The 20,035-nt window shown below is 40.0% G+C and carries 23 protein-coding genes and 1 pseudogene; 4 read left to right on the top strand and 20 right to left on the bottom strand.

Annotated elements, in window-relative coordinates; translation table 11 throughout:
* The first annotated feature begins 57 nt into the window (after positions 1 to 57).
* Positions 58 to 642 (top strand): histidine phosphatase family protein, encoded by a 585-nt coding sequence (locus tag CPS94_RS10690; RefSeq protein ID WP_112286505.1) that lies wholly within the window; start codon positions 58 to 60, stop codon positions 640 to 642.
* A gap of 10 nt (positions 643 to 652) precedes the next feature.
* Positions 653 to 1,552 carry a prenyltransferase gene (locus tag CPS94_RS10685; protein WP_112286504.1) on the top strand — a complete coding sequence of 300 codons (900 nt, stop codon included), beginning with the start codon at positions 653 to 655 and terminating at the stop codon, positions 1,550 to 1,552.
* 120 nt (positions 1,553 to 1,672) lie between these two features.
* Here CPS94_RS10685 and CPS94_RS10680 read toward each other — a convergent pair whose 3' ends face one another.
* The 8 genes from CPS94_RS10680 to CPS94_RS10645 form a co-directional block, all read right to left on the bottom strand.
* The gene (locus tag CPS94_RS10680; protein WP_112286503.1) at positions 1,673 to 3,583 is read right to left on the bottom strand and encodes a copper-translocating P-type ATPase; all 1,911 of its coding nucleotides are present in this window, start codon (positions 3,581 to 3,583) and stop codon (positions 1,673 to 1,675) included.
* Positions 3,580 to 3,954, bottom strand: coding sequence for a cupredoxin domain-containing protein (locus CPS94_RS10675; protein ID WP_089135388.1), 375 nt, complete (start codon positions 3,952 to 3,954; stop codon positions 3,580 to 3,582). Before CPS94_RS10675 ends, CPS94_RS10680 begins: the two co-directional genes overlap by 4 nt.
* A gap of 108 nt (positions 3,955 to 4,062) precedes the next feature.
* A complete protein-coding gene (locus tag CPS94_RS10670) occupies positions 4,063 to 4,803 on the bottom strand; it encodes an ABC transporter permease (RefSeq protein ID WP_112286502.1) in 741 nt (246 codons plus the stop codon).
* Complete coding sequence (locus CPS94_RS10665; protein WP_112286501.1) at positions 4,797 to 5,519, bottom strand: ABC transporter ATP-binding protein; 723 nt, start codon at positions 5,517 to 5,519, stop codon at positions 4,797 to 4,799. Before CPS94_RS10665 ends, CPS94_RS10670 begins: the two co-directional genes overlap by 7 nt.
* Complete coding sequence (locus CPS94_RS10660; RefSeq protein ID WP_238145418.1) at positions 5,519 to 6,493, bottom strand: ABC transporter substrate-binding protein; 975 nt, start codon at positions 6,491 to 6,493, stop codon at positions 5,519 to 5,521. Before CPS94_RS10660 ends, CPS94_RS10665 begins: the two co-directional genes overlap by 1 nt.
* Before the next feature lie 355 nt (positions 6,494 to 6,848).
* The gene (locus tag CPS94_RS10655) at positions 6,849 to 8,456 is read right to left on the bottom strand and encodes a putative polysaccharide biosynthesis protein (protein ID WP_112286499.1); all 1,608 of its coding nucleotides are present in this window, start codon (positions 8,454 to 8,456) and stop codon (positions 6,849 to 6,851) included.
* 362 nt (positions 8,457 to 8,818) lie between these two features.
* The gene (locus CPS94_RS10650) at positions 8,819 to 9,529 is read right to left on the bottom strand and encodes a glucosamine-6-phosphate deaminase (protein ID WP_004050488.1); all 711 of its coding nucleotides are present in this window, start codon (positions 9,527 to 9,529) and stop codon (positions 8,819 to 8,821) included.
* 224 nt (positions 9,530 to 9,753) lie between these two features.
* Entirely contained in the window at positions 9,754 to 10,716 is a 963-nt protein-coding gene (locus CPS94_RS10645; RefSeq protein ID WP_112286498.1) for an IS30 family transposase, read from the bottom strand.
* 871 nt (positions 10,717 to 11,587) lie between these two features.
* Here CPS94_RS10645 and CPS94_RS11835 point away from each other — a divergent pair.
* Both CPS94_RS11835 and CPS94_RS11735 read left to right on the top strand, forming a co-directional pair.
* The gene (locus tag CPS94_RS11835) at positions 11,588 to 11,878 is read left to right on the top strand and encodes a transposase (protein WP_112286497.1); all 291 of its coding nucleotides are present in this window, start codon (positions 11,588 to 11,590) and stop codon (positions 11,876 to 11,878) included.
* Positions 11,875 to 12,198: a transposase gene (locus tag CPS94_RS11735; RefSeq protein WP_112286496.1), complete on the top strand. Its 324-nt coding sequence runs from the start codon at positions 11,875 to 11,877 to the stop codon at positions 12,196 to 12,198. The genes CPS94_RS11835 and CPS94_RS11735 overlap by 4 nt, the downstream gene beginning before the upstream one ends.
* Before the next feature lie 253 nt (positions 12,199 to 12,451).
* Here CPS94_RS11735 and CPS94_RS10630 read toward each other — a convergent pair whose 3' ends face one another.
* The 12 genes and pseudogenes from CPS94_RS10630 to CPS94_RS10590 form a co-directional block, all read right to left on the bottom strand.
* Positions 12,452 to 13,255, bottom strand: a complete 804-nt coding sequence (locus tag CPS94_RS10630; protein WP_112286495.1) for a restriction endonuclease, SacI family — start codon at positions 13,253 to 13,255, stop codon at positions 12,452 to 12,454.
* Positions 13,230 to 13,439, bottom strand: a complete 210-nt coding sequence (locus CPS94_RS11830) for a restriction endonuclease, SacI family (RefSeq protein WP_112286494.1) — start codon at positions 13,437 to 13,439, stop codon at positions 13,230 to 13,232. The genes CPS94_RS10630 and CPS94_RS11830 overlap by 26 nt, the downstream gene beginning before the upstream one ends.
* Before the next feature lie 314 nt (positions 13,440 to 13,753).
* Positions 13,754 to 14,842, bottom strand: coding sequence for a DNA cytosine methyltransferase (locus CPS94_RS10620; RefSeq protein WP_225427394.1), 1,089 nt, complete (start codon positions 14,840 to 14,842; stop codon positions 13,754 to 13,756).
* A gap of 36 nt (positions 14,843 to 14,878) precedes the next feature.
* Complete coding sequence (locus tag CPS94_RS10615; protein ID WP_112286493.1) at positions 14,879 to 15,106, bottom strand: helix-turn-helix domain-containing protein; 228 nt, start codon at positions 15,104 to 15,106, stop codon at positions 14,879 to 14,881.
* A gap of 115 nt (positions 15,107 to 15,221) precedes the next feature.
* On the bottom strand, positions 15,222 to 16,526 hold the full coding sequence (locus CPS94_RS10610) for an SMODS domain-containing nucleotidyltransferase (RefSeq protein ID WP_112286492.1): 1,305 nt from the start codon (positions 16,524 to 16,526) through the stop codon (positions 15,222 to 15,224).
* Complete coding sequence (locus tag CPS94_RS10605; protein ID WP_162626446.1) at positions 16,527 to 17,093, bottom strand: SLATT domain-containing protein; 567 nt, start codon at positions 17,091 to 17,093, stop codon at positions 16,527 to 16,529.
* A 120-nt stretch (positions 17,094 to 17,213) separates the two neighbouring features.
* A complete protein-coding gene (locus tag CPS94_RS10600) occupies positions 17,214 to 17,393 on the bottom strand; it encodes a hypothetical protein (RefSeq protein ID WP_112286490.1) in 180 nt (59 codons plus the stop codon).
* Positions 17,394 to 17,438: 45 nt separating this feature from the next.
* Positions 17,439 to 17,981 carry a recombinase family protein gene (locus CPS94_RS11675; protein WP_238145355.1) on the bottom strand — a complete coding sequence of 181 codons (543 nt, stop codon included), beginning with the start codon at positions 17,979 to 17,981 and terminating at the stop codon, positions 17,439 to 17,441.
* Between the two features lie 121 nt (positions 17,982 to 18,102).
* Positions 18,103 to 18,441, bottom strand: a complete 339-nt coding sequence (locus tag CPS94_RS11670) for a recombinase family protein (RefSeq protein ID WP_238145417.1) — start codon at positions 18,439 to 18,441, stop codon at positions 18,103 to 18,105.
* Positions 18,442 to 18,483: 42 nt separating this feature from the next.
* Complete coding sequence (locus tag CPS94_RS11730) at positions 18,484 to 18,609, bottom strand: hypothetical protein (RefSeq protein ID WP_263854369.1); 126 nt, start codon at positions 18,607 to 18,609, stop codon at positions 18,484 to 18,486.
* Complete coding sequence (locus CPS94_RS11665; protein ID WP_135058253.1) at positions 18,599 to 18,934, bottom strand: hypothetical protein; 336 nt, start codon at positions 18,932 to 18,934, stop codon at positions 18,599 to 18,601. Before CPS94_RS11665 ends, CPS94_RS11730 begins: the two co-directional genes overlap by 11 nt.
* Positions 18,935 to 19,390: 456 nt before the next feature.
* Positions 19,391 to 19,987, bottom strand: a pseudogene (locus tag CPS94_RS10590) (type I restriction-modification system subunit M N-terminal domain-containing protein); the annotation flags it as partial.
* Positions 19,988 to 20,035 lie beyond the last annotated feature (48 nt).

The following is a 20,035-nucleotide window of genomic DNA, read 5'->3' as shown; positions in this document are numbered from 1 at the left end:
TCTTTACTTTCAAATCGAGCTTGCACTAGAATTTAAGCAGAAATGGGGGAATTTATCATGACAACTATCTATTGTGTACGACACGGACAAAGTGAGGCTAATTTAGCGCAGATCATGCAAGGTAGCAAGATCGACACACCACTGACCAAACTCGGAAAACAACAAGCTTTAGCTGCTAAAGCCAAACTAGCTACCGTAAGTTTTGATGCAGTCTATGCCAGCCCGCTCAAACGTGCCGTCCAAACCGCTAAACTCATCAGCTCAGCTACCCCAACTTTAGATGACCGGTTAGTCGAGTTTGACTACGGGACTTGGGATGGTCAACTTTTGTCCGACCTTTATACCCAATATCCAACGTATTTTGATGAGCATCACAACTTATTACCTAACTCATGGGAAGTTTCCGGGGGACCGACCTATGCGCAAGTTACTGCCAAACTTGAAAGTTTTTTAGCTGAAGTCACTAAAAAGCATCCCGACCAGACACTTTTAGTCGTCAGCCACGGTTTTACACTCAAATTACTGGCGGCATTACTTTTAGATATCAGAAATTTGCAAAACCTAAGCGAACCAGCTAATGCCTCGCTCACTAAATTACTGGTGACTCCGGCTACTAAGACCCTGGTCTATTACGGAAAGTAGGTGCTAAGCTATGCAACGCTTTAAAGCTCTAGTTCAAGCCCAAACTACCTTACTGACCATCTTGCCCTTGCTCTTGGGCACGATCATGGCAGCTTATCATTATCACCACGTAAATCTCGGTGAGACTTTCTTGTTGATGCTTTCGGCGATCTGCTTTCATTTAGCGGTCAATGGGCATAACCAATTAAGTGACTATCGCCGTTACCAAAACTCGACCACGGTACAAGATAGCACTAATAACATTATCAAACGTTTCGAGATCTCGATCCCATGGGCCTATAGCGTATTGGGCATCTTGATGCTTATCTTTTTTATCAGTGGCCTGTATCTCGTCTACTTAAGCGGATGGCCGCTATTATTGCTAGGGGGATCAAGTTTTTTGATCGGCTATTGTTATTCTGGCGGTCCCTATCCACTACTCAAAACACCTTTAGGCGAGCTTGCCTCAGGTTTAGCAATGGGGTTAAATATTACCTTGCTCGGGGTCTATATCAATATCTATAATGCCCCGACCTACGATAATTGGTTTTGGCTAACAGGAAGCATCGTCTCCTTGCCGGCTGTCTTTACGATCGCTAACATCATGCTGGCCAATAATATCTGCGACAAAGATGAAGATGTTGTGATCGGACGTAAAACACTTGCCTATTATCTAGGCACCAAGCACAGTTTGACTTTATTGCAAATTAATTATGTTTTTAGCTATCTGGGACTGATCTTAAGCGCGATCCTTGGTTATCTCCCCTGGCTCATTGTCTTATCCATCTTCACGGTCAAAAGTGACTATCAGCTAGTCCAAGGCTTTGTCAAAGCACCCAATAAAGTCACAACTTTTCCGCGTAATGTTTTGATGTTTCATAAGATCGTCGGTCTCGAAGTTATCTTAGGCTTACTTGGTTTGTTGCTGTGATGAAAGGATAGTTAAAATGCTGCTCTAAGCTATCATGTTTAATAAAGTAAATAGGCAAGTAGCGCTTTAGCCCAGCCGCTACTTGCCTATTTACAGTGCTGACTGCATTAGCCCACACTTTTATATCTTAACTTTATTCAACAATAATGAACTACCGACAACTGAGATCGAGCTAAAGGCCATTGCTAGACCGGCTAATTCTGGGCTAAGCGTCAAGCCCCAAGCCATAAAGACACCAGCTGCGATCGGGATCCCGACCACATTATAGATCAATGCCCAAAACAAATTCAATTTGATCCGTTGGAAGGTCTTTTGACTTAGCTTCAAAGCTTTAACGACACCCATGAGATCATTTTGGACTAAAACGATCCCGCCAGCTTCGATCGCAATATCAGAACCAGCTCCCATTGCGATCCCGACATCTGCAGTCGTCAAAGCAGGCGCATCATTGATTCCATCCCCAACAAAGGCAGTTTTTCCTTGTTTTTGTTCTTGTTCGATGTAATTTGCTTTTTCTTGTGGTAAGACCCCAGCAATAACTTCATCGATCCCAACTTCTTTAGCGATCGCTCGAGCTGCCCGTTCATTATCACCTGTCAACATCACGGTCTTTAAGCCCTGAGCTTGCAACAATGCCAAGGCCTGCTTAGAAGTCGGTTTGGGGGCATCTTGAATAGCGACCATACCAATAACTTTATCCGCTAAGCCAACTAGGGAAACGGTTTTGCCTTGAGCTTGTAATTTATGGAGCGTTTGTTGTTGCTCGCTGGTCAATTTAGCATTACCCAAGAGACGTTCATTTCCGATAAAGGCTATCTGATCTTCAACTTTGGCAGTCACCCCCATCCCTTTTTGGGCTTTAAAGTCAGTCACTGGACTTAATTTTAACTGTTCTTGTTCTGCTTGTTTTAAGATCGCTTGGGCTAATGGGTGTTCTGAAGTAGCTTCTAAACTAGCTGCCACCGCCAAAACTTCTCGGCTGTTTGCACCGACTACATCCGTTACGACCGGTTTTCCTTCAGTGATCGTCCCCGTTTTATCTAAGACGATCGTTCTTAATTGATCAACTAACTCTAAAACTTCACCATTTTTGATCAAAACGCCCATTTTAGCGCTCCGACCTGTTCCGACCATCAAAGCTGTTGGCGTCGCTAATCCCAGCGCACACGGACAAGCGATCACGATCACAGCGATCGCGTAGAGCAGAGCTGTGATCGCACTTGCACCTAAAAAGACGTACCAAACGACATAAGTTACGATCGCTAAGATCATTACTAACGGGACAAAATAATTTGAGATCTTGTCCGTTAATTTTTGGATCGGTGCATGACTGGTCTGAGCTTTTTTGACCAATTCAACGATCTGAGCTAGTAAAGTTTCTGCACCAACTTTTTTAGCTTCAAATACCAAAGTTCCATCGGTATTTAACGTTGCCCCGATAACTGGTTCACCCTTTGTTTTTTCAACTGGCATACTTTCCCCAGTCACCATCGATTCATCAACTAAAGAATCGCCTTTAACAACGATGCCATCAACTGCGATCTTTTCTCCTGGCTTGACTAAGATCAGATCACCAACTTTAACTTGATCTAACGGTATTTTGACCGGTTTACCAGCTTGCAAGATCGTTGCTTCTTTAGCTTGCAGATCGAGGAGCTTTTCGACAGCACTCGAAGCATTGTTGCGCATTCTTTCTTCAAAAACTTGCCCTAATAAGACAAAGACCGTGATGAAGGCGGCACTTTCAAAGTACACTGGACGCCCCGTTGCCATCGCAAAAATACTATAAAAATATGCAACTGCCGTCCCTAAGGCCACCAATGTGTCCATATTGGCATTATGATGCTTAAAGGCTGCATAGGCACTGCGCCAAAATGGATAAGCAGCGAAAGCCATGATCAGCGTCGTTGTGAGCAGTGCGATCCAATTGTATCCAGGTAGCATTACACCAAAGGGCATCAAGATCATATCTACCAACATCGGTAGCGATAAAACTAAGGCAAGCCAAAAACGTTTTTGATATGACATCATTTAACGACCACCTTCCCATGAAACATGTTCATTCCACAAGCATAATTGAATTCACCCGCCTTGTGCGTATCGATCTTGATCGCATGGTCTTGATCTTTTGGCAAAGTCTCATTGATCCCAAAGTCTTCAAAGACGACCTTTTCCAAACATGCTGATGGATCTTTACGTTCAAAAACTATCTCAGCTGGGACACCCTTTTTCAAAACGACCGTGTTTGGCGTATACCCCCCATCAACTACAACTTTTACTTTTTGCAAATTTTTGTCTTTCATCGTTGCACTTACCTCTTTTTGCTCATGTTTGCCAAAGAACCACCAACTGATAAATCCGATCAAAGCTACTGCTACAACTAGTGTCAATGCTTGTGCCATTTATTTCTCCCTCTTTCGTTTACATTTGTAATCACAATTATATAATACACCTTAGTTTACAAATGTCAACAAAAAAGTTCAGCCTACTTGCGACTGAACTTTCACCTATTATTTATTTTGCCAACGTAAGCAGTAACGCTCTAAACCGCTGATCGTTAAAAACAACAAAAATGAGACCACACTGATCACAATGATCCCGCCAAACATCGCTAAATAATCCAAGCGATTCCACTGATCCATGATATAGTACCCCATACCATACTGTGTCCCATACATCTCCGTGAAAAAGAGCGTAGCAATGGCAGTCCCCAAAGCGATCTTTAGCGCAGAAAAAAAGCCCGCCAAACTCGCTGGTCCCGTAACATTGACAAAGGTCTGCCACCGATTTGCTGCCAGCACATCTAGTACTTGATACATCGTAGGAGCGATCTGCTTGACTGCATCCCGGACCCCGATGATGATCTGAAAGACGATGATCAAAGTGATCGTGATGATCTTTGAGGCATTGCCTAAGCCCGCTAGCAACATGATCACAGGCAATAAAGCGATCTTTGGGATCGGATACGTAAAATACACTAAAGGTTCAAATAAAGCTCCGAATTTAGGCAAACGGACACTCATGATCCCTAATGGAACACCGATAAGCGTCGCAAACACTAAACTCAGCGCCAACCGATATAAACTAAAGTAGATATTCCACCATAGATCCATATTCAGCAAGTGTGGAAAATACATATATACAGCCCAAGGTGTCGGTAAAATTGGCCGATCCACGAGCCAAGCCCCAAGTGCCCACAAAACATGCAAGATGAGCACAGCATACAGTAATTGCAGTCCGCGTTTTACCATAATGTTGACACCAACCCTTCTAATTTCGTCAAAGCCGGCGTCAAGATCTCTGGGTGAGCGCGTTTAGCAAACGTGATCGCTTGAAGAGGATTTTTAATTAAACGTGGCTGGTCTTTGGTCAAGATCAAGATCTGGTCACTGAGTTGTAAAGCTTCTTTTAGATCATGCGTGACCATTAATGTCGTCACCGGACTTTGTTGCCACTGTGCTAAAAACAACTGTTGGGCTCGGCGCTTGATCACTGTATCTAAAGCTGAAAAAGCTTCATCCAACAATAATAGCTCAGGTGTCAAGGCAAAGGCCCGCGCTAAGGCCACCCGTTGCTTTTGTCCCCCAGAAAGCTGACTGGGATAACGCATTAAAACGTCTGTCAATTCCAAAGTCTCACACAGCTGCTGTATTTTTTTATTATCTAGCTTTTGTCCTTTGAGCTTAGCCCCTAGTTCGATGTTTTGTATGACACGTTTCCAAGGTAATAAGCCATAATCTTGGGGCACTAGTGCGAGTGTTGCTTGTTTAGGCGTGACTGGTCTAGCATTTAAATAGATCTCACCACTATGAGGCAATAAGCCTGCGATCGCATTTAAAAGCGTTGTTTTTCCACTACCAGATGGACCTAAAATGGCTAAGATCGTCTGTTCAGGGATCGTTAAGCTAAGATCGGTGATGACTTGACGCTTTGCATATCCGATCGTCAAGTGCTCAAGTTCAAACATTACTTAGCCACCGGTAATTGGTAGTGACTAGCATCAATATTATTTTTCAAGATCCCCTCTTCTTTAGCGTAGTTGAAGGCTGCTTGAAGCATCTTAGCTGGGACACGCCCGGCTTTTTCATAATGAGGCAAAGTGTAGTTTTTAGCAACCACTTCTGGGAAGCCGAGGTCTTTGGTCAAGATCTCTTGATAATCGCTAGCTTTATGCTTATTTATCTGAGCAACTGCCTTATTATATGCTGTCGTCAATTTTGCCAAAGTAGCCCTGTCATCACCTAATTTCTTATCTACACCAAGGATCGTTGTTTGGTAAGTCTTAGGATCACTTTTAGCGATCTCTTTTAACCCACTTGCTTTAGCCATACTCAAAAATGGATCAGGCAAGATCGTAGCGTCGGCTTTTTTTTGTTCGACCAATTGCAAACGGGCTGGAATAGCTGGGACTTCTTTGATCGTTACGTCATTAGCCGAAAGACCATTTTGCTTTAATTGTTGATATAGATAAAATGTTGGGGTCTGACGTGGCAAAGTTGCAACTGATCTGCCTTTAAGATCAGCTACATTTTTTACACTATCATCACTTGTGACGATCCCAAAATAACCGGTCAAACCAGTAGCACTCTTCCAACCTAGGTCACCATTGACATAACTAGCTAAAGCGACCACATCAGTCACCGCAGCATCCAATTGTCCCCCAGAGATCGCTGCATCACGCTCTTTAGGTGATTTAAAGTTAGTTAATTTGACATCCAAGCCTTGATCTTTAAAATAGCCTTCTTTTTGAGCAACATATAATGGCAAAGAATCCGGTGCTGGCATCGTTCCAATATTTAAAGTAACTTTCTTATCAGATTTTGCTGAAGAGGAGCTATTTTTTACGGCATCTTCACTCGGAGCGCACGCACTCAAAGTCAAGACAACCAATAAAAAGGCGCCTAATGCAGTAAGGAATTTAGTGTGTTTCACCAATAACATCTCCATCCATAAATTTTTAGTCACTGAAAGTTTAAGAAAAAAATTATCAACTGTCAACTAAAGTAACTCAGTGCGTAAAAATGCGCTCTGAGCCGTACAGATAGCCTAGGTTCGGCAAGGATGCGCTTTTTGCATCTTTGACCAACCGTAGCTATCTGCTAGGCTCTGCATTTTGGAGCACGACAATAACTCAGTGCGTAAAAATGCGCTTTGAGCCGTACAGATAGCCTAGGTTCGGCAAGGATGCGCTTTTTGCATCATTGACCAGCAGAAATAACGCGGGCTCTAGCGCAATGCAAAAAGGCACCGCACGCTAGAACCCGCGTTATTCATCTTGTACGACTTAAGCTTCCGACTAATGTTTGCCCTTGACGGCTAATTTAACTTTAAAACCAAAGACTTCTTTGAAGATGCCACTCTTGTTCAACAAGGCGATATATAACAGAACAAAGGCCCCGCCAAAGACCGCTGCATACAAGAAGGCCGTTAATTTATTTTGTGGCAGATAAACTAAACTGATCAATTTGTTTGTCAGATAAGCCATTAAAGCTACCAATAAATTGATCACAATGATCAACTTCACATTTTTCATCTGACCTCTTACTAGATAATGCTTCTTGATCTGGCCATAGACCCCTAAAGAGATCAGTAAAAATGACACTGTCGTCGCACTTAAAGCACCGTACGCCCCAAAAAGATAGGTCAACGGAACTTGTAAGGCTAATTTTAAAATGATCCCTAAAGTCAAATAACGCACAGCTAAGCGATGTTTACCAAGTGATTGAACGATCGTAAAGAAATCCGTAAACAAAGCCAGCGCAATACTTGTAACTAAGGCATACGCTAACAAATTGGCTCCCAAACGACTAAAGGGGAAAAATACCCCGTTTACTTCCCAAGAGAGTACCGCTAATAATAGCGAACTTGGCAAAAGTGTCAGTAGCATCAATTCGATGTTTTGTGCGATCGTTTTTCCGATCTGACGCTTGTCATTTTGCTTGGCTAATGTTGCTAATAACGGCAAGGAAGATTCAGAGATCGCGATCGTTAACGAGATAACGACGGTCGTGATCTTACTTGGGTTAGCTGAAAAATACGTGTATAGATCCTGAGCTTGTAACGCATCCAAGCCTGTCAGCTCGACCATGATATCTTTAAAAGTCAGCTGATCGATAAATTGGTAGATCGTGATCGCTGAACCAACAAAGATAAAGGGTAAAGCTTCTTTGAAAATATTTTTAAAGATCGTAAAAACATGCATATCGTGAACAGGAACACTTTCATGGTAAAGTTCGCGATAATGTCTCATACGCTTTCTCGAATAGGCGATCAAATATATGTAACTTGCTAAAGCCCCGATAAAGGTCGCAAATGTACTGTAATTGACCGCTTTGATGTAACTTCCATGTTGGACGAGCATGATCCAATAAGTTGCTCCCAAAATAAAGAGCACTCGGATCAATTGTTCCCATAATTGAGAAACGCCCATCGGTTGCATATCGGAGTTACCTTGATAAAAGCCTCGGATCATACTCATCGGTGGCAAAATGATCAAGGTCGGCACCATCACCCGGATCGCTGTTGTCGCTACCTCAGTCGAGACGACCGCACTTCTTTGTGCGATCATTGGGGCAAAAATATAGAGTAGTAGCCCACACAACGAACCCGTAAAGAGCATGAACAACATTCCGTATTTAAAAACATGGACACTATCTTTAAAGCGATTTTGCCCATTATACTCAGCGACTTGGCGTGCGATCGCAGTTGGAAAGCCAGCTACTCCGAGCGATAGAAACAGAGCATACGGTGTATACGCTGCATTAAAAATAGCCTGGGCAGCATTTTGATCACTAGGTGAACCGATCATCATCAGCCACGGGATAAGATATATGATCCCTAAGATTCGTGAAAGGATACTCCCAAGCATCATCCAAAAAGTTCCGGATAATAGTTTATTTTTCATTTCGATTCTCGCTTTTCAATTTAAACTCAGTATTAACCAAAATGTGGCTACACAATAGACATTATATACCATAATTAAAAAATTTTCTTTTAAATCAACAAAAAAGCCGATCACGACTTTTGTAGCATGATCGGCTAAGATCGCGGTAAAAATAAACCATATCCTTAAAATAAAGATCAGACTTAATGCGCAAAAATCTAAAAACATTGCGCAGATAAAAGCGCATGTTATTCAAAGCAGTAACCTCTGTATGGTCTTTAGTCGGCACACCTGTTGTTGTACTTAGCTAAATATGGGCCCATACGTTTGTACTTTAATTTCATCTTCAGCGTAACACTATCTCTGTTGATACCCTGACACTTCTAGTCTAAATTTAACAATGAAGCAGCATCTTCATCTACGATCACTGTTACATTTGGATGCTTTTGCAAAATACTTGCGGGAACATCTGTCGTTACTTCACCTTCGACCATCGCTTTGACCGCTTTGGCTTTGTTTTTGCCAAATGCTTCCAGCAAGATCTTCTTTGCTCGCATGATCTCGCCAATGCCCATTGAATAAGCATATTTAGGCACATCTTCGTAGTTGTCAAAGTAGCGTGAATTGGCTTTGATCGTTGAGTCGGTCAAATGGATCTTGGAAGTCGTTGAATCAAAGGCACTTCCAGGTTCATTGAAACCAATATGTCCATTTTCACCGATCCCGAGAAGTTGTAGATCGATCGGATCAGTGGCGATCACTTGGCTATAACGCTTAGTCTCGGCTTTTTCATCAAGGTTCGTGCCATCTGGCAAATATGACTTCTTGAAAGGCTTTTTGTCAAAAAGATGATGTTGCATGTAATAGTGGTAACTTTGCTCATCATCAGGGGCTAAGCCGACATACTCATCCAAGTTGACTGAAACATCATCGCTAAAGTCAAGGTCGCTTGCAACTATTTGTTCATAAGTTGTTTCTGGGGTCCCACCAGTAGCTAAACCAAAAACTTTGGCACCGCTATCATGTTCTTGTTTAAAAATCTCGGCTGCTTTTTTGCCACCTTCAAATTTATCTTTAACTACAATAATTTCCATGATCCATTGCTGCTATATAAAATATGAACAAACGTAATCAAATATATCAAATGATTACATTTGAGAAAGAAATATAGCTTTTCCTTTCCTAAATTTTATTTACTACCATCAACGCTAGTGTTCCCATATCCTAACAAGAGGGTAATGACATTGACTAGCTCAGATAGCTTAAGGGTGTAGCCCACCCCATTATATTTTCTAGTTTCCTGAATTGTCAAATCAAGTTAGAAAAAGGCTAACTGCTCATTTGTAATATACTTCATGAATATTTCTAGTGGTGTCTTATAGTTTAAACTTTTACGTGGAATATTGTTTCTATAGCTAGCTACTTGTTGAACATAGTCATTGGAAAGATCACTAAAATCCATATCTTTTCCTAGTCCATCTTTCCTGGGTAATCCATTTGTCTGTTCATTTAACGCTCGTTGGTTAGGTGCACCTACATCAGCAAAGTAGGCACTGATATCATGCTTATTAGCGATATATTTCCATTTAGCGAATTCTTTACCATTATCGAATGTGATCGATTTAAAGAATCGTCTAGGAGTAGCAGAAAGTAGCTTATCAAGTTTTTCAAAGATCGCTTTATCATTTTTATGATGTGTATTCAAAACGATAACAGCCTTAGACTTGCGCTCCACTAAGGTCATCACTACTCCCTTATGCTTTTTGCCTTGGATCGTATCGGCTTTACGATGTCCAAATTCATTATGATAGTTAGGATATTCTTTATAGCGGTCTGAAATACTACGACCTAATCGTCCAGCTTTACCACGACGTTTAACATAACCGTTTGGATGTCGTTTGCCTTTCATTGGAAGAGAGGTGATATCTAGTTTACTGGAGCGTTTGAAGATACGATAGAGAGTGTGCATCGAACAACTGATATGTTTTTCATTACGTCCGATGATCGTATCAGGAGTCCAACCTAAACCAACTTTTTCCTTGATGTACTCAAGTTCGTCATTAGGTAATACGAGCGATTTACGCCCAGACTTAGCTTTATTAGCTTGATAATTTTCATAGTATTCAGAGATCGTCTTTCCAGTATCAAGGAAACGGTAGACGCGATAGATAGTTTCAGCACTACGCTTTAAAGCCTTGGCTGCAATATAAGCTTTAATACCTTGACTCCAAAAATTTTGTATGAATGATAGTTCGCTTATGATAAGATGATTGTAGGTCATTTGTGATTTTCCTTTACTTTTGTTTGTCGGTACTCAAAAGTCTATCACAAATGGATTTTTTATTTTTCTAACTTGATTTTACAAACTGCGTAAATAAACTTGAGAAGAAAATCAAGAGTAAAACAACTAACTTCAAGTTCACACATGCTTAAAGTAAAATCTTTAAAACATTGAACTTAATTTTCTCGACTATTATGGGCTAATATATACAAATAACTTTGAAGCTAATCTATTTTCTGCAACAACCATTATCACAATCTCTATTTTTTTGCTATGTAATGTACAGCTTTTTTGATATGGTATACGAATACATAAAAAAGAGTCATAATGGCATCTCTCTCTTGTGCATCCTACCACGAAAACTCAACTAGAAAGTATGATGCCCATTATGACCTCTTCAAATTATACTACAAATTCGATCGATTCGATAGTTAAATCTTGCCTTGATCGTCATGATCCACAGCTTCGTTTTGAGGCTAAGCCTTATCTTGATACTCTTAGAGGTATCAATTATCTTATTTTTCCTGCTACTATTGTTTTTTTACCTCAGGAATCAGCTACTTTTAGATGCCATAACTGCGGAACTACTTCATTTTATCGCAATGGTTTTACTCCTAAACATTCATCAGAGTTCTTTCTGTCAATCGACATATCAAACCAGTATCTCTGCTTGTTCAGCTAGGTTACGAGGAACTCACAACACTTATTATTTTATTTGTTTAGACGCTGTTAATCATGCTATACAGACTATCTTTCCTAATCACTTGAAACAGACTATTTCAATTACTTCATGCGGTTTCCTGATCCTGTGAGAAGCTTAGTCCGAACTGTTAGTTGAAATCTAAATTCTTATTCTTACTATGTCGATCTTATCAAAAGGCTATTTCCTAACGCCAAGATCATCATCGACAGATCCCACATCGTTCAAATGCTCAACCGGGCTGTAAATTCAATGCGTACTGACTTGATAAATCGCTTTGATCATAGTTCTAAAAACTATAGGTTATTTAAACGTAACTGGAAACTTTTCTTAAAGCGGTATGATGATCTAAACTGTACTCATCAATTTTATGAAAGATCACAACGTAAATGGGTCACCTCTGAACGCTTGGTCGCTCAGGGGCTTCAGTTAGCTGATCAAAATTTTCGTAAGGCATATTGAGATCATCAACGACCTCTAAGCTGAAAATATTCAAACAGCGTCTTGACGAAGTACACCAAAAGTGCTCAGGTTCTTGCCATAACGTCTCTAAAGCTGACAAAGTACTACTGACGCTCTTTGTTAATTTGTCTCCTGTTATCACAGCTTTAAAGCCAAAATATCGTCATTATACTAATGGACCTTTGGAAGGTATAAATCGTAAAATAAAACAAATTCAGCGAACTGCCTATGGTTATCGCACTTTTAAACATCTTAAAGCTCGGATCTATCTCCAAACATATCTTGGAAAAGATACAAAAAGTTCTGTTAAAACAGCTTAAGCCATTCTCACGGAACTTCTCTAAAAATATTTATGCTTTACACAGTGGTTGACAAAGAGCCGAAAAATCCCGCGTTCAAACCGCATAAACTATTTTTCTATTTAAACTGTATACTTGACGGACCCCAGTACCCCACATTTAGCGGACTAGGCGATTTTTCATAATTTCAATCGACTAATTTCGAATCTCTTATTCCTTAGCTAGTCAGAGTATATCAGTCATAGCAAGTTACCTTTTTGATCCTTACCCGCGACTAATTATCCGTTTCTAATGTATCTTTAATGAATTGTTTGAGATACGTAACGGTTGAGTCGCTTGCCAGGCTTTCTTTGGCGGTTTCCAACAGAATTCTTGGTAAATCCAATACTGATGATTTATTTGACAAGAGCAACATGAATGTTGAAAATTCATTGAAGGAAGAAAAAGCTAATAAGTTGTCATGTTTTTCCGCTAGACCTTTGACTGAGCTGTGTAAATCTTCGGAGATATTAATTGAATTTCCGTACACGAAAATAGATTTATCTAATCCAGCTGAAAGGCTTTTCTTTAGGCTGTGTTCCACATCTTGAAGTGTAAAAGGTTTGTCTTTTGCTTCTACCGAAAAAACTAGTACCGAACCGTCATAAACATCGATATCGCCAATTTCTTTTGATGATGCACCGGATTGATTAACTTTGTGAACCTCAACCTTATACCCCAACTCATGCGAGTTAGAATATATTTTTAGCAAAGTTCCTATTAAAATTGCAAGTGTTTCCCCTCCATGCTTTTCTGATAGCAAATCACTTAGCATATTTTTTGTTTTCAATAAAGAAGAGTCATTTGTGCTATCAATTTTATACTTATCATTGTTTTTTTCACCGACTTCAATGAGTATTTGAAGAGATTTCTTCAGCATCACTATTGCCTGTTCTTTTGATATGCCACCAAGAACGTCAACCAATAAATCTAGTTTCTGTTTATCTTGTCCAGCACGGACAGCATTTTCCTTTGATAATGCAGGAAATCGAGCAGGTTTATTCAGATAAGGCTCATTCGAGGCTCCGAGTGCCCCCATTTAAAAACTCTCCTTCAAAAGGAACAACTACTTTATGCGCTAAACTCCTAGCATCATAGGCCCCTTTTCCTTTATATTCTTTTTGAAGAGATAATGCACTTATATCTTCACCGAAAGTTGCCTTTGCAAGCAAAGCAGTAAACAAAATATACCTATATGTCTTATGATTTCCCGTCAAAATCATCTCTAAGAATACATCAAAATCAGAGTGAATTTTCTCATCAGTTCCAATAACTTAGTTATAACTAGCATGCAAAAAATTTTCAGCTTTTTGCAATTTCTCCTTGCTCATTTCCACATTTGTTTCCCCCTACGCTCTATCGTACAGGGACAATTATATCACGGTAATGATGTTGTTGTATATTTTTCCTCAAGTATGGGCTAACTGTAAGGTAGATGAAAACAGATAACCTTCTCATTAACAAAATGCAAGTACGTGTACATGAGAATGTATTTTCAAACGGACAACTCGATTAACAGTAAGTCGTCCGCTTATTTTTATGCCGACCGAAGAGCCATTTCTTCTAAATATGTGACCACAGCCTTCGCAACAGCTTCAGCCATTTTTGATGGTACGGCATTCCCAATCTGGGTATATACCTTCCCTTTGCTTCCAGCAAATTCGTAATCATCTGGGAACGATTGTATTTTAGCAGCTTCCTTAATAGTTAATCTTCTCAAGCGATTTGGAGCTAATTCAAATTGCGGTTTGATTGTGCCATTAACCAATCCTTTATGATACCCTACTACCCAATCCTCTTTGGCATCACCATATAGATAATCTTCATCAACAAATGGGGTTTTATTTCCTCCCATGGATGCGGGAAGAGTATTGGAGTATTCATCCACGTTTATCGGTCTACCTTGACCGTTAAAATACATGCCAGAATAAGGCGACTTCCTCATAATTGGATTCGTTGCAAATGTAATCTTTGCGGTACTTGTCTTAGGATTGATTTCAGTCCCAGCAACACCTAGTGGGGCTAGAACTTCTCGAACGCTTGGAGCTTTTACTTTTTGGGCATTTATCAGTTCTTGCATATTGTGTTCAAACATTGCATCGTCAATTCCTTTAATCCCAATGAAGAATACACGCTCCCTTTTTTGAGGAACTCCAAAATCAGTAGCTTTCAAGACAAACGGCACACATAGATATCCCATTTCCCTAGTTCTACCTAGATATTTTTTTCTGACATCAGACCATTTATCTAACACTCCCAAAGCTTTAACATTTTCCATAACAAATGCCTTTGGTTGTATTTTTTCTACTGCATCAAGAAATGTAAAAATTAACTTACTTCTTTCATCATTCGGATCCATTTTACCCGCAACCGAGAAGCCTTGACAGGGTGGTCCTCCAAATACGAAATCAACACCTGCATAATCTTCTAATAAAGGAAAAATATTATTTACATCATCATTAACCATCTTTGCCCCAGGGTGATTGGTGGAATACGTAGTAGCAGCTTCTTTCATCATCTCATTGGCAAGAACGGGTTTTACACCAGCCTTTTCAAATCCAATATCCATACCACCTGCACCAGTGAACAGCGACACCGCTGTGTAATTTTTATCTCTCATAGCCATTTCAAAATCCTCATACCTTTCGAATTATCATTCAACCTACAAATCTGTATTTTTTTCCACAGATTCAGAATTGTACTCTACGATATCTTCAATCCTACAGTCAAAACTTTGACAAATTCTTCCAAGAACCTCCATCGAAACTGTCTGATTTTTTGAAAGCCTTGATAACGTTGCATTTGTTATACCAACTTTATCTCGAAGAGCTGTTTTGTTTAAACGATTTTGATATGCGATTTCCCATAGCTTATCATAACAAAATGACATGGCAACCTCCGTTCTACAAACGAAGAATTTTTATTCTCTATTTGTAGAATAATTGTAGCACAGAAAGTTCAAGATTGGAAGTTAGTTCTTAGCCAAGAATCGTGTAGCTTCTGTTTTAGTCACCCCCAGTAGTCGTGTTAATTGGAACATCAATCCTTGCCTTAGCAATTAACGTATCATCTATGACTGCGTAACACTCGACATAATGTTCTCCATTAAAATCCGTATGCTCTTTTTTCCTCATACCACCAACAACAATTTGGCCACGTTCATTATTTCTATTTTTGGCTTCATAACCAGTATTGCGAACCTTCCAATACCAAATCACTGATGGTATCAGCAAATCAGGAATATCAGTTTTAACAACTTTGAACTCAAGCTGTTTATTCGCCTTCAAAGGACGATGCTTAGCTAAAAATTCTGTCAATAACTTAGGTCTAAAGCCTGCTTGAGTTACTGTGCAATCCAATTTCAGGTTATATCTGATATCCACATTGAATTTATTTTCTGCGAATTCTTCATAAGGGGCAACGTACTGAGCCTTTGCAGTTTCCTGAGCAAATTTTGATCCAAATAGCTCTCGATAAGCATCCCTTAAAGCCTCCTCAGATTCAAGTGCATTGACTTTGTTGAATGCCTTCTTGGCCTTTTTTACAAACTTCCCATTGTCGTCATTGGTGATTTGTTGATTGCTCCCAAGTGCATACCAGTAACTTCTTTCAGGATCTTTTTTAGAAAGATACTCAAACAAATCAGTCACAAGAGTTCCATAATCTGAAAATGTCACAGATTTACGTGAATCATCTGCATCAATGAAATTCTTCACTAATGAGTCAATAAGAAGTCCCTTAAACTTGAATCCAATATTGTTCTTCCATTTACGGAGCAACTGACAGAGGTAGATGTAATGGTTACTAGTTATTTCTGCCATTTCAGTTGCAGCATCTTGCTCTGGAATTGGTTTAGTTATTTTCCATGAACCCCCATCATGTGAATCAGGGTATTTATAATTTCCATCAGACTGCTCGAATCCCGGTACTAACTCAATAACTCCATCACTAAAAGAAACAACAACGACTTGGCCATCTCCTTTGATGTCCGTTCTAGAATATAGAAAATTGATTTCCTTCTTCACCTCTTGAAGCAAAGCAGACTGACCATTTGAATCATAATCATCAAATTTGTCAAAAACATCTTGTGGCAATGAAAAAATGCAGTCCCAGTCACTGACTCCGTGAATAGCCGTATCCCTACCGATACTGCCGACAACTACCATATGATCCCTGTTCGATGTTGAGTCATAATACTTTTTATTCAGTTTCTTTGCTATGGATTCTAGCCGATTTATCCATTTACCCGCCTCGTCATCTGTGATTTGAATTTCATCACAAAAATCTTTGAAATCATCTGATAACCCCAACTACTTTTCGTCCTCCTTCAGTTCCATCATATTTTGTGGAATGAAATACTGATAATCTTCTGAATAATCATTGTCTTTGCGCTCCTTAAGAAGCTTTGATGCCTTCGTCACAACTCGAGAGGGAACATTCAATAGCTCATCATTGTACTGATTACGCAACTCAATCAACTCATCAAATTTAGTTTTTACATTTGCAATTTCGTCTGTCGAAAATTGAACATCTGATAACAATCTCTTGCCACTTTCTCTCAGTTTCCAAAAATTGTTGGCATCCTGCTTCTCTTTAGTGGAAAGCTTCCTCAAATCCATTGCCTTATCGAGTCCATTGGCCACGAGCGTAATGAAGGAAATTATTGCGATAATGACATTAAATTCGAAGCTGCCCTTCCCTAACACGATAGCTAGTAGCCCAGATGCAGTGATAGCAGATGACAAAATTTGGACAATCTTAATTGCATTTGCCCACCACATAAGTTTATCTGACTGGACAATGTGTATTTTATGTGTCCAACCGACATTTACAATGAACTCCTTCAATTCTGCATAAAGTCTTTCTCTTAATTCCAAAATCTATCGCCCCTTTCAGCTATCCTATACATCGGTGTATTTCCTAATTATAGCATGAAAAGCCCAACATTTCAGGCTTTCTTTCCATTCTCTTCATTCGATTAACCTGATGAAATTAGCTTACTTTTCCAATTCAACTAACTTCCTTTGCAAGTAATTGGCATGGTCAGCAGCATGCTTAAATACAGCCACAATTTCTTCAGGAGAAACCTCCTCACTCAATTGAGATACACTTTTTCCGTATTTATTGACAATTTCTTTTATTCGTTGCTCTTCTTCAGTCGGTTCTGGCGTTTTCAAGTCCTCCATAGTTATTTGTTGATGTCCATTGATTCAAATTCAATTTTACTCACTACCATCAAGGAGCGTAATCATCAGTTTCCTGTCCTTGCTAACTACAATCTTCTCAATAATCATTGCCACGTCATCTCTGCTCCCAATTTTGAACTCAGCACTCTTCCCATCCACATCAAAACCAAGAATCTCATTCAGCACTTCACTCAAGTCCTCTCTCATCTGAAGGATTAGTCGAATAATATCACCAAGAATCACTCCGATATGACCATCATAAATATGCGGTGTGCCACAGGTAGTTCGCGTTCTACATTTCCATACTTTTGCTTTGTGACACGACTTCTGCTTTCTTTTCAATTTATAGGCATGCCACGTTCGTGGTCCGTAGTAATTCCCGCATTCTTGACAGGTAATCTTCCTACACACTGGATTATCTACTGTTCGGCCAGTCAGCGAAAGAGTCTGAACATAATCGAACACCTCTCGTGAAACAATACCTTGATGATGATTTTCAACATAATACTGGGGCAGCTCTCTCTCATTCTTCTTTTTTCTCTTAGTCAGGAAGTCGGAAGTAAATGATTTCTGAAGCAAGGCATCGCCCTTACCACCTTTGCTTGCTTCTCGTTAACAACAAACTCACCATTGGACTCATATCGTAACCCATAAACCGTCTGAACGGTACTGTGGCCTTTCCATCAACGAAACACTTCCTCTATCCCCACGTACAATTTTCAGAGATACTACGGCTCTCCTCTTGAGCCAGACTCGACATCAAGGTGATAACGAACTCGCCCTTGGCATCAAGCGTGTCGATGCCTTCCTTTTCAAACCACACGCCAACATCAATTGCCTTGATCATCCGAATGGTCGTCAACGTATCCACAGTGTTCCGGGTGAATCGGCTGATGGATTTAGTGATGATGTACTCCACTTCACCCGACTTCGCCTTTTCAATCATCTCCTGAAAAGCGACACGCTTCCTAAAGGGCGTGCCACTCAAGCCCTCATCCGCAAATAGTCCAGCAAACTCCCAGTCTTCATTGGATTGGATGACTTTAGTGTAATGTTCTTTCTGTGCAATTAGGCTATGAGTCTAATTGTCCTTTTCTGTTGAAACCCGTGCATAGGCAGCAACCTTCAACTTACCCTGCTTCTTATGAGCTGATTTGATTTTCGGGTAGAGCGTTGGCTCAATTTTGATGATTTCCTTATTTGCCATGTTCCGCCTCCAACATCCCAATAATCGGTTCATAAACTTTGAGCAAACGGTTGATTGCTTTATCTCGGTCACGCTTGTTAATCACGCCACTGGAGTGTAAATAGTCAACCATCATCTTCGACAGCCGATAGTCCATTTCTGATTTCTTGATTTGGGTCACTTCCGCTGCCCCAAGAGCTAGTTTGGGATTCCAGTTGGTGCGATTACCCGTCAACCCTTTTGCGTGATAGAACGACTTAACTGTGTTGAGGGAAACGTCCAATACGTTTGTATCCGACCCCCTCGTTCCGTAAATCGATGATTTTTTATTTTTAGGGGTGTCCATTTTTGTGTCCTCCTTCTCTTTTTGATACACACATACATCCCTCTAAAGTCTTATAAAGGCAAGTGTTTCAATGGGTGTCGCACTATCACAAAATGGGTCTTGAACGCAAAATAGGGGTGTCGGTTTTCTCGGATCAAGGGGGCCGATCCCCTTTGCCAAAAATTCCGACACCTCTAATTCCGACACCCATCAGCTGCAATAATTAGAACTTGACCCTTTTCCCGCAAAAGCCTGATGAAAAACCGACCCTCAAGCTCTTTAGGGTCAAGCAGTTTGTAAAAGTATCATTTCCGACTTTCAAAAATGTATTAAGGGTTCAAGAAGAGTACAAATGCGTAACCACGGGCTTTGTATTGGTTTGGAAGTGCAAATAGGTATTTTGAAGGCAAAAAATTAGAGCCGCAGCTCCGACCCCCATTATGGTTCTTTGTAAATGTATTATTAAAGGATTTACATATCATAAATTCTTCCTTTATATGGTTCGATCATTTCAACTAATGTTCTAACGATCGACCGTGGCGTATAAAATCCCCCTCCATTTTTACCTTTTCTGGCTGCAAATTCACGAAGAAAATATTCATATACTCTTCCTAAAACATCTGTTCCTTGCGCCTCTTTACTTCCCACATCAATTTATGTGATCAGATCCACCACTTGACCTAAACGTACTTTATCCAAATCTGGAGAAGCATAATTTTTACTCAATACTCCACGGATAGACTCATTTTCTTTTTCGATTGCTACCATAGCCTTATCGATTATTTCTCCAATTTGAGGTGTTTTGGCAGCAGCCTGAATAACTTCCCAACGCGCTTCTTTTGGTACCCAAAAAATATTGTCGGCCATATACATATCTGGATCTTCAGCATCTTCAAGATAATCTGTGGCTAGAATTTCTTGATGTTTTTCTTCAAATGAATCTGATACATATTTTAAAAAAATCAAACCTAAAACAACATTTCTGTATTCAGACGCATCCATACTTCCACGTAATGCATCTGCTGTTGCCCATAGTTTATCCTCAATACTAAGTTCTTTTGATTTTGCTACCATCTTCTCCTATTCTTTCTTATGTATAAAATATACTTTAATCAATATTAT

Origin of the sequence: Ligilactobacillus murinus, assembly GCF_003288115.1 — a bacterium.
In the GTDB taxonomy this organism is placed as follows: Bacteria; Bacillota; Bacilli; order Lactobacillales; family Lactobacillaceae; genus Ligilactobacillus; species Ligilactobacillus murinus.
The sequence above is the reverse complement of the archived record's forward strand: the minus strand, read 5'-3'. Positions and strand labels throughout refer to the sequence as shown.

Coding starts and splice junctions, on each gene's coding strand:
- CPS94_RS10690 (WP_112286505.1), top strand. CDS start 58: ATGACAACTATCTATTGTGTACGACACGGACAAAGTGAGGCTAATTTA.
- CPS94_RS10685 (WP_112286504.1), top strand. CDS start 653: ATGCAACGCTTTAAAGCTCTAGTTCAAGCCCAAACTACCTTACTGACC.
- CPS94_RS10680 (WP_112286503.1), bottom strand. CDS start 3,583: ATGATGTCATATCAAAAACGTTTTTGGCTTGCCTTAGTTTTATCGCTA.
- CPS94_RS10675 (WP_089135388.1), bottom strand. CDS start 3,954: ATGGCACAAGCATTGACACTAGTTGTAGCAGTAGCTTTGATCGGATTT.
- CPS94_RS10670 (WP_112286502.1), bottom strand. CDS start 4,803: ATGGTAAAACGCGGACTGCAATTACTGTATGCTGTGCTCATCTTGCAT.
- CPS94_RS10665 (WP_112286501.1), bottom strand. CDS start 5,519: ATGTTTGAACTTGAGCACTTGACGATCGGATATGCAAAGCGTCAAGTC.
- CPS94_RS10660 (WP_238145418.1), bottom strand. CDS start 6,493: ATGTTATTGGTGAAACACACTAAATTCCTTACTGCATTAGGCGCCTTT.
- CPS94_RS10655 (WP_112286499.1), bottom strand. CDS start 8,456: ATGAAAAATAAACTATTATCCGGAACTTTTTGGATGATGCTTGGGAGT.
- CPS94_RS10650 (WP_004050488.1), bottom strand. CDS start 9,529: ATGGAAATTATTGTAGTTAAAGATAAATTTGAAGGTGGCAAAAAAGCA.
- CPS94_RS10645 (WP_112286498.1), bottom strand. CDS start 10,716: ATGACCTACAATCATCTTATCATAAGCGAACTATCATTCATACAAAAT.
- CPS94_RS10630 (WP_112286495.1), bottom strand. CDS start 13,255: ATGGGGGCACTCGGAGCCTCGAATGAGCCTTATCTGAATAAACCTGCT.
- CPS94_RS11830 (WP_112286494.1), bottom strand. CDS start 13,439: ATGATTTTGACGGGAAATCATAAGACATATAGGTATATTTTGTTTACT.
- CPS94_RS10620 (WP_225427394.1), bottom strand. CDS start 14,842: ATGGCTATGAGAGATAAAAATTACACAGCGGTGTCGCTGTTCACTGGT.
- CPS94_RS10615 (WP_112286493.1), bottom strand. CDS start 15,106: ATGTCATTTTGTTATGATAAGCTATGGGAAATCGCATATCAAAATCGT.
- CPS94_RS11730 (WP_263854369.1), bottom strand. CDS start 18,609: ATGGCAAATAAGGAAATCATCAAAATTGAGCCAACGCTCTACCCGAAA.
- CPS94_RS11665 (WP_135058253.1), bottom strand. CDS start 18,934: ATGGACACCCCTAAAAATAAAAAATCATCGATTTACGGAACGAGGGGG.